This is a genomic window from Streptomyces sp. NPDC038213 (assembly GCF_055600495.1).
The window spans coordinates 143,340-160,016 of the sequence record NZ_JBVJYM010000004.1; the positions used below are offsets into that span (position 1 = coordinate 143,340).

The window sequence follows — 16,677 nt, forward strand, 5'->3', positions numbered from 1 at the left end:
GCTACTGGCGCGTACGGAGTCAATAGTCCGGGACGGCCGACCTGATGATGTGCCTGATGAATCGTCAGAATCCTTCCCGCAAAGGCACTTCGGGGCGGCCGCGGTCCGCAGGTCCCGGGGGAGGGGCCGGGCCGCTCAGTGCGCCCCCCAGCCCCCGTCCACCGGTACGGAGGCGCCCGAGATGTACCCGGTGAGCGGGCCGCACAGCCAGACGGCCACCGCCGCCACCTCCTCCGGCTCGATCAGCCTCTTGATCGCCGACCGGTGCAGCAGCACCTCCGCCGCCACCCGGTCCGCCGGGATGCCGTGCACCGCCGCCTGCGCCGCGATCTGTCCCTCGACCAGCGGGGTGCGCACGTACCCGGGGTTGATGCAGTTGCTCGTCACCCCGTGGGCGGCGCCCTCCAGCGCCACGACCTTGCTCAGCCCCTCCAGCCCGTGCTTCGCGGCCACGTACGCGGACTTGTACGGGCTCGCGCGCAGCCCGTGCACGCTGGAGATGTTCACCACCCGGCCCCAGCCGCCCCGGTACATGTGCGGCAGGCAGCGGCGCACCAGCAGGAAGGGGGCCGTCACCATCACCCGCTGGATCAGCTCGAAGCGCTCGGGCGGGAACTCCTCCAGCGGTGCCACGTGCTGGAGCCCCGCGCTGTTGACCAGGACGTCGACGTCCCCGGGCAGACCCTCCAGGGCCCGCGGGTCCGACAGGTCCACGGCGTGGGCCAGGCCGCCGGTCTCCGCGGCCGCGGCGGCGGCCGCGTCCGCGTTCAAATCGGCGATGTGGACCCGCGCACCGGCCGCGGCCAGCGCCCGCGCGCAGGCCAGCCCGATCCCGCTGGCGCCGCCGGTGACCAGGGCCGTGCGGCCGCCGAGGTCCGTGTGGCTCTCACTCGTCATGCCGGGAACGTTAGGGAGGCGGCCCGGCCGCTGCCCATGGGTGCGGCCGCCACACCTCGCGGCGCGGGGGTGGCGGCCGGCCACGTGCCCGCGGCCGTCACAGCCGGTGGACGCGGCCCTCCTCCACGGCCAGCGGACGGCTGCCCGCGGCCAGGATCCGCACCCCGGGCGCGGTGGCCAGCAGCCCGCGCAGCCAGTCCAGGGCCCCGGCGGTCAGCTGGTCGCAGCCGTCGAGGACGAGCAGCATGTCGCACTCGGCCAGCGGGCCGCGGACGTCCCCCGTGCCGCAGGGCGGGAAGGGCGTGCCGGCCGGTCCGCCGAGCGCCGCCGACAGCTCCTCGGCCCCGAAGGGCCGGTCCACGGAGATGACGGCCGTGCCGTCGAAGAAGTTGGAGTCCAGCCGGTGCGCGATCTCGCGGACGAGCCGGCTGCGCGGCGCGCGCTCGCCCGTCACCGTCGTGACCCGGCCGCGGCGCACCGCCGTCAGCAGCCGGGACAGTTCGTGGAACCGGGTGTCGGGCGGTGCGGGCGGCCCCGACGGCCCGGGCGGTCCCGGTGGCCCGGGCGGATTCCCCACGTCGTGTTTCGGCACGATGCCCCCGTTGCATACGTGTCGCGGAGCGGCAGGAAGTCGCATTCAAGCCGCAGTACGGACGATTATCCGCCGCCCGGGGGAGACGGGTAGAGGAATTGCCGATTCCTTCTCAAAAAGCACCAAAGGCATGAAGGGGAAACGCATTCGTTACCCGGCGGCCGCCCCGGAAGCCGGCCGCAGGCCGCCCGGACGTCAGCCCGAGCCCGCCCGCGTGAAGGTCCCGAGCCCGTTCTGGTCCAGGTACTCCACCCGCACGGTGTCCCCGCGGAACGTCACCCCGGTCCGGCCCACCGCGTTCTCGCCCCGGGTCTCGAAGCTGAACACGTCCCCGTCGTAGTGCGTGAGGGGGTAGCGCTGCGGCTCGGGACCCAGCTCCAGCACGAGCCGCCCGCCGTCACCCGCGACCACCTTCAGCGGCCCGTAGTACGGGTTGTCGTACGTGCCCGTGTACGCGGAGTCCGCACGCGCCGCGGCCGGGTCGGCGGGCGGCTTCGCGTAGTCCGTCTCCGAGCGCCCGGCCTCGTCCTGCTGCGCGTACAGCCCCGCGAACAGGGCGAGCCAGTCCGCACGGGGGGCTCCGTACTGCGCGGTCTCGAAGAACTCCATGGCCACGCCGTCGGGCAGGCCGCCCAGCGGGGCGCCGTTGGCGAGCACCACGATGCCCAGCTGCTCCAGCGGCAGCATCGTCACGTTGGTGTTCGCGCCGAGCGCGAAGGCGCCGGTGTGGCTCAGCCGCAGCCGGGCCTGGTCGTCGTAGCTCACGTTCCAGCCCAGCCCGTAGAAACCGGTGCGCGCCGTGGGGGAGTTGGGCGGATGCGACAGGGAGTGCGGGGTGTGCGTGCGGGTCAGCTCCCCGCCGTCGACGATCTGTTTCCCGTCGAGCCTGCCCTGTGCCAGCTGCAGGCGCAGCCATCGGGACATGTCCCGGGCTGTGGAGCTGACCCCGCCGGCCGGGGCCTGCGCGTCCGGGTCGCGCACGAACCGCGGCTCCCAGCTGCCACCGGCCGTCCGCACGTGCCCCCAGGCCCGGTTGGAGGCCTTCGCGTAGTCCGCGAACAGCGTGCTGGTCGAGGCCATCCCGGCCGGTTTGAACAGGACGTCCTCGTTGAGCTTCTGCCAGCTCACGCCCTCGGCGCGGGCCACCGCCTCCGCCGCCGCGGTCAACCCGAAGTTGGTGTACGCGTAGCTCGCGCGGAAGGGGGTCAGGGGCTCGTACCGCAGGTGTCCGAGGATGTACTCCTGGTCGAAGCCCAGGTCCTCCAGCAGGTCGCCGGCGTGGTCGGGCAGGCCGCTGCGGTGCGAGAACAGGTCGGCGGCGGTCGCGTGCCGGCCCGTCCACGGGTCCTTGAGCGTGAAGCCCGGCAGCTCCCCGGCCACCGGCCGCTCCCACAGCCCCCCGGGACCCTCCGCGGGCCCGTCCTCGTCCCCGGGCCCGCCGCCCTCCCGGCCCGCGAGCGCGGCGAGCACCGTCGAGGAGACCGGCTTCGACACCGACGCCAGCTGGAAGACGGTGTCCGGGTCCACCTTCGCGCTCTCGCCCGCCTTGCGGACCCCGAAGCCCTTCAGGTAGACGACCTCGTCCCGGTACACGACCGCGACGGACACGCCCGGGATCCCGCTCTTCTCCATCGCCGCCGTGACGAACCCGTCCAGCTTCGACAGGGCCCGGTCCACCTTCGCCCGGTCCAGCTGGGGCTCCGGCGCGGGCGGCGGCGCGGGCGCTGCCCCGGCCCCGGGTGCGGCGGTGGCGGCCAGCAGCGCGGCCAGCCCCGACACGGCGAGCAGCCGGGCCCGGGGCCGGCGCCGGCCCCGCGCGGTGACCCCCCGTACGGCAGCCCCCCGTACGGTGTCCATACAGCCATTGAACGCCCCCCGCCCCGCCCTGTCTCCCGGGGCGCCCGGGGCTCGGCGGTACGCGACTCAGCGGGCCCGGCGCCGCCCCGGGAGCCAGCCCACCGCGAAGTCCACCGCCCCGCGCACGGACAGCAGCCGCGCGGCGGCCCCGCCCACACGGCCGGTGCGCACGGCGCCCGGTCCGCGGACACCCGCGGCCGGACCTGCCGCACCCTTCTCGAAGGCGGCGCCCAGCGCACCGAAGTCCGAGTCGTCCAGGGCCACGTCCTCGTACGACCACCACTGCCGCACGCCCCCGCGCAGCACCACGCACGAGTACTCCCGGCGGGGCGGCTGCGGCACCCGGTACTCGGCCAGGTGGAAGGCCGTGCACCGCTCGAAACCCACCCCGAGCAGCAGGACCTGCGCATCGAGCCCGTACAGGCGGGCCAGGGGCGACTCCTCGCCCAGGTGGCAGTCCGGGGCGTGGTCCGCCACGACCGCCCCGGCGGCGGGCCCGAGGGCCGCGAACGAGGTCTGCGGATGCCCGCTGCGCAGCGCCCCCGGGCTGCGCCGGACCGCCTCCGCGAGTGCCCCCATCCCGGGGGCGGGGGTGGCGTGCGGGTCGAAGGCCGGCATCCGGTCGCGCAGCGCGGCGACCTCCCGCGGGGACAGGCCCCGGGTCCGCTCCCGGTACTGGGGCGAGGTGTCGGAGTTCTCCGTGGTGAAGGCCGGGGCCACCAGGGTCCCGGCGGGCCCGAGTACGGTCCGCAGGGACCGCAGCACGGGCCCCGGCCCGACCTGCGGGCCCAGCGCGCGCAGGGAGGCGTGCACCATCAGCACACCGCCCCCGGCGACGCCCAGCGCCCGCAGGTCGGCGGTGAGCCGGGAGTCCAGCGGCGCGGAGCGCACGGGCAGGGCGGGCTTCCCGGGTCGCTCCGGCAGGCCCGCCCGGGCCCCGCGCACGGCGGGAGCAGCAGGCATGGCGGGAGCGGTCCGGGACGGCTCCCGGCGGTGCTGGGGGTACGGCGGCATGGTGCTCACGCGCAACTCACTCCTGTGGCCCGGCCGGTCGTGCGGAACCCGGTCATCGTAGGACGGCCGCCCCCGCCGGGGGCGCCCCGCGGCGCCCGCCACCCGATCGGGCGACCCGACCCGACCCGACCCCCGCCCGACCCCGACCCCGGGCCCGGAGGGCTCAAGAACGGCCGGGAAGGCTCCGGAGCGGCCGGGAAGGCCCCCCACCAGCCGCCGGGACCCCGGACGGACCGCTCTACGCGGCCTCCGCGCCCCCAGGCACGGCCCGGGTACGGGCGATCAGGTCCACGATCCGGTCCCGCGCCTCGCGCCCCTCCGGCACGGGCAGCAGCGGGTAGCAGTGCGTCTGGCCGGGCGCCTCGACCAGCTCGGCGTCCACCCCCGCCCGCCGGGCCCGGTCGAGGAGTTCACGGCTGTCGGGGCCGAGCACGTCGCGGGTGCCGCTGAAGAGGGTCAGCGGGGCCAGCCCCGCCAGGGACCCGTACAGCGGGCTGACCAGCGGGTCGTCGGCCGCGAGCGTGCCCGCGTACAGCCGGCCCGCCTCGCGGAGCCCGGCGCGCGCCAGCATCGGGTCGCGCGGCTCGATCGCCGTCTGGTCGGGGTGGCTCATCGACACGTCCAGCCAGGGCGAGACCAGGATGATCCGGGAGGGCTGCGCCCCGCTGCGGTCGCGGAGCTTCTGGGCGGCGGCCAGGGCGAGGCCCGCCCCCGCCGAGTCCCCGATGAGCACCGTCCCGCCCGCCCCGCCGCCCGCGATCAGCCCGCTGAGCAGGTCCGCCGCCACCGGCACCGTCCGGTCGGCGGTGCCCCGCGGCGCCAGGGTGTACGCGGGCACCACGCAGCGGGCCCCGGCGCGGGTCACCAGCGTGCGGATCAACGCCCAGTGGGGGCGCACCAGTTCGTTGATGTAGCCGCCGCCGTGCAGGTACAGCACCTGCGCGGTCGGCTCCCGGTCCCGCGGGGACACGTCGTACACGGGCCAGGCGCCCACGATCGTCCGGGACACCTCCGCGACCCGCGCCAGGCTCCGCGGCGGCAGGTGCGACGCGGGCCGCCGGGCGGTCTCCGCCACCCTCGCCCGTACCGCCTCCGCGCTCGCCCAGCGCCTGCGCCTCCCCGATACGACCAGCGCCGCGGTCAGCGCTCTGCTCCGCAGACTCGGCTCGCCCGTCACCCGTCCCGACCCCTCCCGGTGCCCGTCCCCGTCCGGTAGGAGCATAGGCGTGAAGTTCTGCTGTCGGCCCGCTTAAGAAATCCTCGATGGACTGAAGAGTGATCTTCTCGGCACATTGGTGCGCGTCCGAGGGAACCCTGTGGCCGCTGTGGCCGCCGGGACCCCCGCGTGGCGTATGCCTTGAGGCGTACGCCCTGCCCGTCCCGCACTTCCCGCATGGAGCCGCACCCATGAAGGCACTCGTCAAGCACAAGGCCGAGCCCGGACTCTGGCTCATGGACGTGCCGGAGCCCGAGTACGGCCCGGGCGAGGTCCTGATCAAGGTCCTGCGCACCGGCATCTGCGGCACCGACCTGCACATCCGCTCCTGGGACGGCTGGGCGCAGGGCGCCGTCAGGACCCCCCTCGTGCTCGGCCACGAGTTCGTCGGCGAGGTCGCCGCGGTCGGCGCCGGGGCCGGCGAGGTCGCGGTCGGCGACCTGGTCAGCGGGGAGGGCCACCTGGTCTGCGGCAAGTGCCGCAACTGCCTGGCGGGCCGCCGCCACCTGTGCCGCAGCACGGTCGGCCTGGGCGTGGGCCGCGACGGCGCCTTCGCCGAGTACGTGGTCCTGCCCGCGTCCAACGTGTGGGTGCACCGCACCCGCGTGGACCTCGACGTGGCCGCGATCTTCGACCCCTTCGGCAACGCCGTGCACACCGCGCTGTCCTTCCCGCTGGTCGGCGAGGACGTCCTGATCACCGGCGCCGGCCCGATCGGCATCATGGCCGCGGCCGTGGCCAAGCACGCCGGGGCCCGCAACGTGGTCATCACCGACGTCAGCCCGGAGCGCCTGGAGATCGCCCGCAAGGCCGGTGCCACCCTGGCCCTCGACGTCTCCGAGCACCCCATCGCCGAGGCGCAGAACCGCCTCGGGCTGCGCGAGGGCTTCGACATCGGCCTGGAGATGTCCGGCCGCCCCGAGGCGATGCGCGACATGATCGACAACATGACGCACGGCGGCCGGATCGCCATGCTGGGCCTGCCCGCGCAGGAGTTCCCGGTGGACTGGGCGAAGATCGTGACCTCGATGATCACCATCAAGGGCATCTACGGCCGCGAGATGTTCGAGACCTGGTACGCCATGACGGTCCTGCTGGAGGGCGGCCTGGACCTGAGCCCGGTCATCACCGGCAAGTACGGCTACCAGGACTTCGAGGCGGCCTTCGACGAGGCCGCGACCGCGCGCAGCGGCAAGATCATCCTCGACTGGACGGCCTGACCCCCGGTCGGGCCCGCCCGCAAGGCCACGGGGGCCCACCGCCCCCCTTCCCGGACCGGACCCCGCTCCACCCCCCCCCGAGCGGGGTCCGGTCCCCCTCACTCCTCCTCCGCACCACAGCCCTCCGCCGCACAAGGAGCAGCAGCACATGTTCGAGTCCGTACGCGACGACCTCCGCGCCACCCTCGACGAGATCAGGGCCGCCGGCCTGCACAAGCCCGAGCGGGTCATCGGCACCCCGCAGAGCGCCTCGGTGGCCGTCACCGCGGGCGGCGCCCCCGGCGAGGTGCTGAACTTCTGCGCGAACAACTACCTCGGCCTGGCCGACCACCCCGAGGTCGTGGCCGCCGCCAAGGACGCCCTGGACCGCTGGGGCTACGGCATGGCGTCCGTCCGCTTCATCTGCGGCACCCAGGAGGTCCACAAGGAGCTGGAGCAGCGCCTTTCGGCCTTCCTCGGCCAGGAGGACACGATCCTGTACTCCTCCTGCTTCGACGCCAACGGCGGAGTCTTCGAGACCCTCCTCGGCGCCGAGGACGCGGTCATCTCCGACGCCCTCAACCACGCCTCCATCATCGACGGCATCCGCCTGTCCAAGGCCCGCCGCTTCCGCTACGCCAACCGCGACATGGCCGACCTGGAGGCGCAGCTCAAGGCGGCGGCCGAGGGCGGGGCCCGGCGCAAGCTCATCGTCACCGACGGCGTGTTCTCCATGGACGGCTACGTCGCCCCGCTCACCGAGATCTGCGACCTGGCCGACCGCTACGACGCCATGGTCATGGTCGACGACTCGCACGCCGTCGGCTTCACCGGCCCCGGCGGCCGCGGCACCCCCGAGCTGCACGGGGTCATGGACCGCGTCGACATCATCACCGGCACCCTCGGCAAGGCCCTCGGCGGCGCCTCCGGCGGCTACGTGGCCGCCCGCACCGAGATCGTCGAGCTGCTGCGCCAGCGCTCCCGCCCGTACCTGTTCTCGAACTCCCTCGCCCCGGTCATCGCCGCCGCCTCCCTCAAGGTCCTCGACCTGCTGGAGTCCGCGGGCGACCTGCGCGAGCGCCTCGCCGAGAACACGAAGCTGTTCCGCACGAAGATGACCGAGGCCGGCTTCGAGATCCTGCCCGGCGACCACGCCATCGCCCCCGTCATGATCGGCGACGCCGCCGAGGCCGGCCGGATGGCCGAGCTGCTCCTCGAGCGCGGCGTGTACGTGATCGGCTTCTCGTACCCGGTGGTCCCGATGGGCCAGGCCCGCATCCGGGTCCAGCTCTCGGCCGCCCACTCGGCACAGGACGTCGAGCGCGCCGTCGCCGCCTTCATCGACGCCCGCGCCGCCCTCCAGGGCTGAGGCGCCGCGCTCCGGGCCGGGGCGCGGCCCTTCCGGGGCCCTCCGGGGTCCCGCGGCCACGGGCCGCGCCCCGGGGCCCCTGTGCGGGCCTGACACAATGGCGGGGTGATCGACCCCCGCCGGCTGCGCATCCTGCGGGCCGTGGCGGACCACCGGACGGTGACCGCCGCGGCCGCCGCGCTGTACCTGACCCCCTCCGCGGTCTCCCAGCAGCTCGCCGCCCTCGAACAGGAGACCGGGCACGCCCTGTTCTCCCGCAGCGGGCGCGGGGTGCGGCTGACCGCCGCCGGGGAGATCCTCGTGGGCCACGCCCACGAGGTGCAGGCCCAGCTGGAGCGGGCCGAGGCGGAGCTCGCGGCCTACGCCGACGGGAGCGCCGGCGAGGTCACCGTCGCGGCCTTCGCCACCGGCATCGCCGAGGTCCTGGCGCCGGCCCTGGCGCGCCTCGCCCGCGAGCGCCCCGGGATCCGGATCCGGGTGCGCGACGCCGAGGGGGACCAGGCCCTGCCGATGCTGCTCGACGGGGAGGCGGACCTCGCCCTGGCCGTCGAGTACCGCGGCGGCCCCGGCGCCGACGACGCCCGGCTCTCGCTCGTACCGCTGTACGCCGAGCCCTTCGACGCGGTGCTGCCCGCCTCGCACCCGCTGGCCGCGCACCCCGGGATATCCCTCGCGGAGCTCGCCGACAGCGACTGGATCGGGCAGAGCCCCGGCAACCCCTGCCACGACGTGGTCGTCCTCGCCTGCGAGCTGGCCGGCTTCCAGCCGCGGCTGGTGCACTCCTCGGACGACTTCCGGGCCGTGGCCGCCCTCGCCGGGGCCGGGGCCGGGGTGGCGCTCGTACCGCGCTCGGCGCTGCGCGGCATGGAGCTGAAGGAGGTCGTCGTACGGCCCGTCACGGGACCCGTCACCGGCCCGGCCGCCACCCGCCGGGTGTTCGCGGCCGTGCGCCGCGGCAGCGGGGGCCACCCGCTCCTGCGGCCCGTCCTCCAGGCCCTGGTCCGGGAGGCCGCGAACCTGTCCCCGGCGAACGCGGAGGGCGGGGCGCCCGCCCCGGGCCCCCGGGACCCTGCCTAGAGACGGCCTAGGATCCTCCGCCGCCCTGCGTGCCCGGGTGCCCCGAAGCGGCGGCCACCCGCGCGACCGTGCTGACGAACGCCCGGAGCAGCGGGGTGTCCGCCCCGGCCCGCCACACCAGCCCCCAGTCCAGCGGCGGCGCGTCCTCGATCGGTACGTACGCCAGGTCCGGCCGCTGGTAGAAGCGCACCACCTGGGCCCCGACCGGGTACGCCCCCTTCCCGGCGGCGATCAGCGCCAGCGCCTCCTGCAGCGAGCCCACCGTGGGGCCCTCGGGGGCGGGCTCCGCCCCGGGCGCGGCCCCCGTACCGGCGCTTGGTGCCCCCGAGTCCCCGCAGTCCCCGCTGTCCTCGCGCAGGGTGCGCGAGCGGGCCCAGTAGTCCGGCATGGTCGGCGTGCGCAGCATGGTCACCCCCGCCAGGTCCGCCCGCCGCAGCGAGGAGCGTGCGGCCAGCGGGTGGGAGGCGGGCAGGGCCAGCATCCGGGGCTCGCGCACCAGCGCCGGGCCGGTGGCCAGGTCCGCCTCGCGGACGGGGAAGCTGGCGTTCATCAGGTCGGCCCCGCCGCTGCGCAGCGGCTCCTGGGCCACCCCGAAGGCGTACTCGCGCAGCTCCACCCCGCAGTCCGGGCGCTCGGTGCGGAAGGCGTCCGCCGCGAGGACGAACAGCTGGCCCCACAGGGCGCCGACGAAGCCGATCCGCAGGGTGCCGGCGGCGCCCTGCGCGGTGGCCACGGCCCGGCGCACGGCCTCCGCGATGGCGCGGTGGTGCGGGGCGAGGTCGTCGCGCAGCTGTCCGCCGAGCGGGGTCAGCGCCACCCGGCGGCTGGTGCGGACGAAGAGCGGGGCGCCGATGCGGCGCTCCAGCTTCTTGATGGTCTGGCTGACGTGGGCGCGGGAGACCGTGAGGCGGTCCGCGGCGCGCCCGAAGTGCAGTTCCTCGGCGAGGACCAGGAACGCGTCGAGCTCGTGCCGCTCCAGCACGGGTGCCCCCATCGGTCATCGTGGGTTACCGCTGATTGCGGCTTTCGGCATTGTTCCAGGTGGGAGGATGTAGAAGGGTGAGTTCCGGATGCGCTCCCGGCCGGGTCCGGACGGGCCGTCCGCAGGCGGAGGGGGCAGTTCGTCGGGAACGGGGGTTCAGACGACCTGCACCTCGACGCCCGCCTCCCGGAAGGCCTGCGCCGTCCGCGGGGGCACCGCCGCGTCCGTGACCAGGACGTCCACGCGGTCCGCGGGGCAGATCCGGGCGAAGGCGCGGCGCCCCAGCTTGCTGGAGTCCGTGGCCACCACCACCCGGCGGGCCCGCTCGCACAGCAGCCGGTTGATCGCCGCCTCGTCCTGGTCGTGGGCCGCGGCCCCGTCGAGGGGGTCGAAGGCGTCCACGCCCACGACGGCCGTGTCCAGGGTGATCTGCCCCAGGACCCCGTCCGCGAGGGGGCCGGTCAGCTCGTAGGTCTGCGGGCGGGCGACCCCGCCGGTGACCACGACCTTGAACTGCGGGCGGATGGCCAGCTCCGCGGCGATGTTCAGGGCGTTCGTGACCACGGTGAGGGTGACGGAGCCCCCGCCGTCCGGGCCGCCCGCGGCCCCGGCCCCCGTCAGGTCGGGCCGGGCGGCCAGGGCCCGGGCCACCTCGGTGGTGGTGGTGCCGCCGGTCAGCCCGACCACCTCGCCCGGCGCCACCAGTGCGGCCACCGCGGCACTGATCCGCTGCTTTTCGGCCGCCCGCCGCGAGCTGCGGTAGCGCAGCGGCAGCTCGTACGACACGCCGTGCACCACCGCGCCGCCGCGGGTGCGGACCAGCAGCTGCTGCTCGGCGAGCTGGTCGAAGTCCCGCCGGACGGTGGCGGGGGAGACGCCCAGCTCGGCCGCGGTCGCGTCCACGTCGAGCCGGCCCCGCTCCACCAGCAGGTCCAGCAGGGTCTTCCAGCGGGCGTCGCGGGACATCGGACGTCCTTCCGTGGTGCGGTACGGCGTATTCGGCCCGACCCTAGCCCAACCCGTCACCGTTGATGCTTGAAGTTGCTCGAAACCACACGCTAACTTGCAAGAACAAGCATGTACGTGCAGGAAGCCCGAGAGGGAGTCGTCTGGAATGAGCCATGCCGCCCGTGAACTGGGTTCGCAGCCGGAATGCTGGCAGCGCGCCGCCGAACTCGCCCCCGCCCACCGCAGGATGCTGCCCGCCCCCGGTGAGCGGGTGGCCATCACCGGCTGTGGCACCTCGTACTTCATGGCCCGCGCCGCCGCGGCCCTGCGCGAGACCGCCGGCCTCGGGGAGACGGACGCCTTCCCGGCCTCCGAGTTCCCGGCCGGCCGCCGCTACGACCGGGTGGTCGCCCTGACCCGCTCGGGGACCACCACCGAGGTGCTCGACCTCCTCGCGGCCCTGCGCGGCCGCACCCCCACCACGGCGGTCATCGGGGACCCCGACACCCCGGTCGCCGCCCTCGCCGACCAGCTCGCGGTCCTCGGTTTCGCGGACGAGCAGTCGGTGGTGCAGACCCGCTTCGCCACCACCGCCCTGACCCTGCTGCGCGCCCACTTCGGCCTGTACTCCGACGCGGTGGCCGAGGACGCCCGTACCGCGCTCGCCGAGCCGCTGCCCGAAGGGCTCGACGGGTGCGGCCAGTTCACCTTCCTCGGCCGCGGCTGGACCTCCGGGCTCGCCGAGGAGGCCGCCCTGAAGATGCGCGAGGCCTCCCTCTCCTGGGCCGAGGCCTACCCGGCCATGGAGTACCGGCACGGGCCGATCAGCGTCACCGGGCCGGAGAGCGCCACCTGGATGCTCGGCCGGGCCCCGCACGGACTGCCCGAACAGGTCGCCGCGACCGGCGCCCGCTGGATCCAGGGCACCCTCGACCCCGTCGCCGAACTGGTCCGCGCCCAGCGCCTGGCCCTCGCCGTGGCGGAGCGCCGCGGACTCGACCCGGACAGCCCCCGCCACCTGACCCGCTCCGTGATCCTCGCCGGGGAGGTCCGGTGACCCTCGCCGCCACCGGCGACCTCGTCGCGGACGCCGCCGCCGCGGGCCGCGCCGTCGCCGCCTTCAACATCATCACCCTGGAGCACGCGGAGGCGGCCATCGCGGGCGCCGAGAGCGTGCACACCCCCGTCGTCCTCCAGATCAGCGAGAACGCCGTCAAGTACCGGCACGGGCGGGTGCTGCCCCTGGCCCGGGCGGCCGCCGCCGCGGCCGAGGCCGCCGAGGTCCCGGTCGCCCTCCACCTCGACCACGTCAAGAGCGCCGACCTGCTGCGGCAGTGCGCCGCGGCCGGGTTCAGCTCCGTGATGTACGACGCGGCGCACCTGCCGTACGCGGAGAACCTGGCCGCGACCCGCGCGGCCGCCGAATGGGCCCACGCCAACGGGCTGTGGATCGAGGCCGAGCTCGGCGAGGTCGGCGGCAAGGGCGGCGCGGCCCCCCTCGACGCGCACGCGCCGGGTGCCCGTACGGACCCGGAGGAGGCCGCCGCCTTCGTGGCCGCCGCCGGGGTGGACGCCCTGGCCGTGGCCATCGGCACCACCCACGCCATGACCACCCGCACCGCCGCCCTCGACCACGTCCTGCTGGGGCGGCTCGCGGCCGCGGTGGACGTACCGCTGGTGCTGCACGGCTCCTCCGGGCTGCCGGACGCGGAACTGGCCGCCGCGGTGGAGGGCGGGATCACCAAGGTCAACATCGGCACGGCCCTCAACGTGGCCATGACGGACGCGATCCGCACCCACCTCGACGCCCACCCGGGCGCCGCCGACTGCCGTTCGTACCTCACCGTGGGCCGGGCCGCCATGGCCCGCACGGCCGCCGCCCTGATCACGGCCCTGGGCGCGGGCCTGCCCCTGACGGTCCCGGCCCAGGCGTAGGAAACGGCTCTCCCGGAAGGGAGTTGACAGGCGCGGTCCCCTTGCACCACCCTTTCACTACTTCATTAGTGAAAGGGTGGTGCAGCGGCGTGGTGACGTACCGGATCGACCGGCGCAGCGGCGTCGCGACCTACCTCCAGATCGTCCAGCAGACCAAGCAGGCCCTCAGGCTGGGCCTGCTGCGGCCCGGCGACCGGCTGCCCACGGCCCGCGAGGTCGTCGAGGCCACGGCCGTCAACCCCAACACCGTCCTGAAGGCGTACCGCGAACTGGAACGCGAAGGACTCGTGGAGGGCCGCCGCGGCCTGGGCACCTTCGTCCGCCGGGGCCTCGGCGGGGGGCGGGCCGCCGACGGCCCGCTGCGCGCCGAGCTGGCGCAGTGGATGGAGCGGGCCCGCGCGGCCGGACTGGAGGAGGAGGACATCACCGCGCTCTTCACGGCCGTGCTGGACGGGGCCGGGAGCGCACCGAACGAGGGGGAGGGACCGTGACGGTCACCATCGAGGCCCAGGGCCTCGGCATCAGGTACGGGCGGGAACAGGCCCTGGACGACTGCTCGTTCCGGGTGCCCGCGGGCAGCATCTGCGCGCTCGTGGGCCCCAACGGGGCCGGCAAGTCCACCCTGCTGGCCGCTGCCGCGGGCCTGCTGAGGCCCACGGCGGGCACCATCCGCAGCGCTGCCCGGGAGCAACTGGCCTACGTGGCGCAGAACAAGCCGCTCTACCCGCAGCTCACCGTGGAGCAGACCCTGCGCATGGGAGCCGAGCTCAACCCGGGCCGCTGGGACGCGGCCGCGGCCCGCGCGGTGGTCGAGGCGGGCGGCATCGACCCGGGTCGGCGCGTACGTACCCTCTCCGGGGGCGTGCACACGCAGATCGCCCTCGCCCTGGCCCTCGGCAAGCGCCCCGAACTGATGCTGCTGGACGAGCCGATGGCCGATCTCGACCCGCTCGCGCGCCAGCGCCTGATGGGCACCCTGCTCTCCACCGCCGCCGAGAACGGCACCACGGTGCTGCTCTCCTCGCACATCCTGGGCGAACTGGAGCAGGCCTGCGACCACCTCCTGCTGCTCGACGGCGGCCGGGTCCGGCTGGCCGGCGCCATCGACGACCTCGTCGCCGCCCACCTGCTGCTCACCGGTCCCGTGCGCGACCTGGCCCCGCACACCGTGGTCGAATCCCGCACCGCCGGACGCCAGCTGACCGCCCTGGTCCGCCCCCGCGGCCCCGTCGACACCGAGGGGGCGGCCGTCCTCGAACCGGGCCTGGAGGACGTGCTCCTCGCCCACCTCCGCTCCCCCGGGGCCCCCGCCCTCCTCACCCCGGCCATGACCGCGGGCACCCCCCACCAGCACCCGGAGGCCGCCGCATGAGCAGCGCCCACGCCCTCATCGGCGCCCTGCGCGTCACCGCCCTCGTCCACCGGCGCGCCCTGTGGCTGCTGTTCGCAGCGCCGGCCCTCGCGGCCGCGGCGCTGCCCCTGCACCGCTGGTACACCGCGGACACGGCGGACGAGTACGCGGCCAGCGGCTGCTCCGTGCAGCGCACGACCGCCGACTGCGGCGGCCTCGTCCGCGTCTACCTGGACGACCTGCACAACGGGTCCGCGCTGCTCCAGTACGCCGGGGTCTCCCTGGCACTGCTGCCCGTCCTGTTCGCCGTACTCGTCGCCGGCCCGATGACCGGCCGCGAACTGGAGTCCGGCACCCACGCCATGCTGTGGACCCAGTCCCTCAGCCCGCGCCGCTGGCTGGCCGCGAAGCTGGCCGTTCCGGCCGCCCTCGCCCTGACCGCCGTACCCCTCTTCTCCCTGGCCTTCGACCGGGTCCGCGCCGCCGGGCTCGACGGGTACTACCCGCTGGACTGGTACCTCTGGCAGGCGTACGCCGCCACCGGGGCCGTGCCCGTAGCCCACGCCCTCTTCGCCGTCGCCGCCGGAGCCCTCGCGGGGGTCCTGCTGCGCCGCACCCTGCCGGCGGCCGGCGCCGCCGCCGCGGCCGCGGCGGCCCTCGCCGTCGCCATGTCCTGGCTGCGCCCGCACCTGTGGCCCGCCGTCGAGGGGCCGGCGCTCCGCGCCGGGGACTGGCAGTCGGAGTGGACCGGGCTCTCCGCGCCGGTCGTGCGCGAACACCACCCGGAGTCCCACTTCTGGCCCCTCCAGCTGGTCGAGACCGGCATCGTGCTCGCCCTGGCGGCGCTCGCCGCGGCGGCGGCCTTCCGGGTGCTGGAGCGGCGGCACGGCTGACGGTCCGCCCGGCGTGCCCGCCGACCGCCCGGCCCCTTCCGGATTGGTGGAACAGGTTCTAGTCTGTGCGCCGCCAGCAGCGCCGCAGAGCCGCTACGTCCTGGAGGGGCCGTGCACCTCGAATACACGCCTGAGCAGCAGCAGTTGCGCACCGAACTGCGCGCCTACTTCGCCGGGCTGGTGCCCGAGGACGTCTACGCCCGGTACGAGGACCCCGCGGCCCAGAAGCGCTTCTACCGCGAGACCATCCGGCGGCTGGGCGCGGACGGCTGGCTGGGGGTGGCCTGGCCCGTGGAGTACGGCGGGCGGGGGATGTCGCCCGTGGACCAGTTCATCTTCTTCGACGAGGCCGCCCAGGCCGTCGTACCGCTGCCGCTGATGGCGCTGAACACGGTCGGTCCGACGATCATGCAGTTCGGTACGGAGGAGCAGAAGGCGTACTTCCTGCCGCGGATCCTCTCCGGCGAGATCGACTTCGCCATCGGGTACAGCGAGCCCGACGCCGGCACCGACCTGGCCGCGCTCAAGTGCAGGGCGGTGCGCGAGGGCGACGAGGAGACCGGCACGTACGTGGTCAACGGGCAGAAGATCTGGACCACCAACGGCGACACCGCCGACTGGGTGTGGCTGGCCGTCCGCACCGACCCGGACGCCCCCGCCCACAAGGGCATCACCATGCTCCTGGTCCCCACCGCCGACCCCGGCTACAGCTGCACCCTCATCAACACGCTGGCCTCGCACGACACCACGGCCAGCTATTACGAGGACGTCCGGGTGCCCGCCACCCGCCGGGTCGGCCCGGAGAACAGGGGCTGGCGCCTGATCACCAACCAGCTCAACCACGAGCGCGTCACCCTGGCCGCCCACGGCACCATGGCCATCCGCGCCCTGCACGACGTCCAGCGCTGGGCCGCCGCCACCAGGCTCGCCGACGGCCGCCGCGTGATCGACCTCGGCTGGGTCCGCGGCCGCCTGGCCCGCACCCACGCCCGGCTCGACGCGATGAAGCTCCTCAACTGGCAGATGGTGAACGCCGTCCAGGACGGCACCCTCACCCCCCAGGACGCCTCGGCCGTCAAGGTCTACGGCTCCGAGGCCCGCCGCGACGCCTACGCCTGGCTCATGGAGGTGGTCGCCGCGGCGGGCCCCCTGAAGGACGGCTCGGCCGGTTCGGTCCTGCACGGGGAGCTGGAGCGCGGCTACCGCAGCGCGGTCATCTTCACCTTCGGCGGCGGCAACAACGAGATCCAGCGCGAGATCATCTCCTGGATCGGCCTGGGCATGCCGCGGGTGCGCCGCTGAGGCCCGTACCGCCGCCCCCGGCAGCCGGGAACGGCCGGATGGGGA

At 75.2% G+C, this 16,677-nt stretch carries 16 protein-coding genes; 9 read left to right on the top strand and 7 right to left on the bottom strand.

Going from position 1 to position 16,677, the window contains the following annotated elements:
- Nucleotides 1–135: 135 nt before the first annotated feature.
- The 5 genes from ACZ7JZ_RS07975 to ACZ7JZ_RS07995 all read right to left on the bottom strand — a co-directional run bounded on the left by ACZ7JZ_RS07975 (nt 136) and on the right by ACZ7JZ_RS07995 (nt 5,435).
- Entirely contained in the window at nt 136–897 is a 762-nt protein-coding gene (locus ACZ7JZ_RS07975) for a 3-hydroxybutyrate dehydrogenase (RefSeq protein ID WP_470934468.1), read from the bottom strand.
- Between the two features lie 97 nt (nt 898–994).
- Nucleotides 995–1,489 (bottom strand): hypothetical protein, encoded by a 495-nt coding sequence (locus tag ACZ7JZ_RS07980; protein ID WP_470934471.1) that lies wholly within the window; start codon nt 1,487–1,489, stop codon nt 995–997.
- A 195-nt stretch (nt 1,490–1,684) separates the two neighbouring features.
- On the bottom strand, nt 1,685–3,346 hold the full coding sequence (locus tag ACZ7JZ_RS07985; protein ID WP_470934473.1) for a serine hydrolase: 1,662 nt from the start codon (nt 3,344–3,346) through the stop codon (nt 1,685–1,687).
- A 66-nt stretch (nt 3,347–3,412) separates the two neighbouring features.
- Entirely contained in the window at nt 3,413–4,360 is a 948-nt protein-coding gene (locus ACZ7JZ_RS07990; protein ID WP_470935229.1) for an AAC(3) family N-acetyltransferase, read from the bottom strand.
- Between the two features lie 238 nt (nt 4,361–4,598).
- On the bottom strand, nt 4,599–5,435 hold the full coding sequence (locus ACZ7JZ_RS07995) for an alpha/beta hydrolase fold domain-containing protein (protein WP_470934476.1): 837 nt from the start codon (nt 5,433–5,435) through the stop codon (nt 4,599–4,601).
- 332 nt (nt 5,436–5,767) lie between these two features.
- On the opposite strand from ACZ7JZ_RS07995, the gene tdh reads away from it, so the two are divergent.
- From tdh to ACZ7JZ_RS08010, 3 genes are all read left to right on the top strand, one after another.
- Entirely contained in the window at nt 5,768–6,796 is a 1,029-nt protein-coding gene (gene tdh, locus ACZ7JZ_RS08000; protein WP_470934479.1) for an L-threonine 3-dehydrogenase, read from the top strand.
- A gap of 148 nt (nt 6,797–6,944) precedes the next feature.
- Nucleotides 6,945–8,144 carry a glycine C-acetyltransferase gene (locus ACZ7JZ_RS08005; RefSeq protein WP_470934482.1) on the top strand — a complete coding sequence of 400 codons (1,200 nt, stop codon included), beginning with the start codon at nt 6,945–6,947 and terminating at the stop codon, nt 8,142–8,144.
- A gap of 105 nt (nt 8,145–8,249) precedes the next feature.
- Entirely contained in the window at nt 8,250–9,221 is a 972-nt protein-coding gene (locus ACZ7JZ_RS08010; protein WP_470934485.1) for a LysR family transcriptional regulator, read from the top strand.
- Between the two features lie 7 nt (nt 9,222–9,228).
- Here ACZ7JZ_RS08010 and ACZ7JZ_RS08015 read toward each other — a convergent pair whose 3' ends face one another.
- Both ACZ7JZ_RS08015 and ACZ7JZ_RS08020 read right to left on the bottom strand, forming a co-directional pair.
- Nucleotides 9,229–10,215: a LysR family transcriptional regulator gene (locus ACZ7JZ_RS08015; RefSeq protein WP_470934489.1), complete on the bottom strand. Its 987-nt coding sequence runs from the start codon at nt 10,213–10,215 to the stop codon at nt 9,229–9,231.
- A gap of 144 nt (nt 10,216–10,359) precedes the next feature.
- Complete coding sequence (locus ACZ7JZ_RS08020) at nt 10,360–11,169, bottom strand: DeoR/GlpR family DNA-binding transcription regulator (RefSeq protein WP_470934492.1); 810 nt, start codon at nt 11,167–11,169, stop codon at nt 10,360–10,362.
- A gap of 148 nt (nt 11,170–11,317) precedes the next feature.
- On the opposite strand from ACZ7JZ_RS08020, the gene ACZ7JZ_RS08025 reads away from it, so the two are divergent.
- The 6 genes from ACZ7JZ_RS08025 (at nt 11,318) to ACZ7JZ_RS08050 (ending at nt 16,632) form a co-directional block, all read left to right on the top strand.
- Nucleotides 11,318–12,208, top strand: a complete 891-nt coding sequence (locus tag ACZ7JZ_RS08025) for an SIS domain-containing protein (RefSeq protein WP_470934495.1) — start codon at nt 11,318–11,320, stop codon at nt 12,206–12,208.
- Entirely contained in the window at nt 12,205–13,086 is an 882-nt protein-coding gene (locus ACZ7JZ_RS08030; protein ID WP_470934498.1) for a class II fructose-bisphosphate aldolase, read from the top strand. The genes ACZ7JZ_RS08025 and ACZ7JZ_RS08030 overlap by 4 nt, the downstream gene beginning before the upstream one ends.
- A gap of 89 nt (nt 13,087–13,175) precedes the next feature.
- The gene (locus tag ACZ7JZ_RS08035) at nt 13,176–13,577 is read left to right on the top strand and encodes a GntR family transcriptional regulator (RefSeq protein ID WP_470934501.1); all 402 of its coding nucleotides are present in this window, start codon (nt 13,176–13,178) and stop codon (nt 13,575–13,577) included.
- The gene (locus ACZ7JZ_RS08040; RefSeq protein WP_470934504.1) at nt 13,574–14,458 is read left to right on the top strand and encodes an ABC transporter ATP-binding protein; all 885 of its coding nucleotides are present in this window, start codon (nt 13,574–13,576) and stop codon (nt 14,456–14,458) included. The genes ACZ7JZ_RS08035 and ACZ7JZ_RS08040 overlap by 4 nt, the downstream gene beginning before the upstream one ends.
- Nucleotides 14,455–15,330 carry a hypothetical protein gene (locus tag ACZ7JZ_RS08045; RefSeq protein ID WP_470934507.1) on the top strand — a complete coding sequence of 292 codons (876 nt, stop codon included), beginning with the start codon at nt 14,455–14,457 and terminating at the stop codon, nt 15,328–15,330. The genes ACZ7JZ_RS08040 and ACZ7JZ_RS08045 overlap by 4 nt, the downstream gene beginning before the upstream one ends.
- A gap of 111 nt (nt 15,331–15,441) precedes the next feature.
- Nucleotides 15,442–16,632, top strand: a complete 1,191-nt coding sequence (locus ACZ7JZ_RS08050; protein WP_470934510.1) for an acyl-CoA dehydrogenase family protein — start codon at nt 15,442–15,444, stop codon at nt 16,630–16,632.
- Nucleotides 16,633–16,677 lie beyond the last annotated feature (45 nt).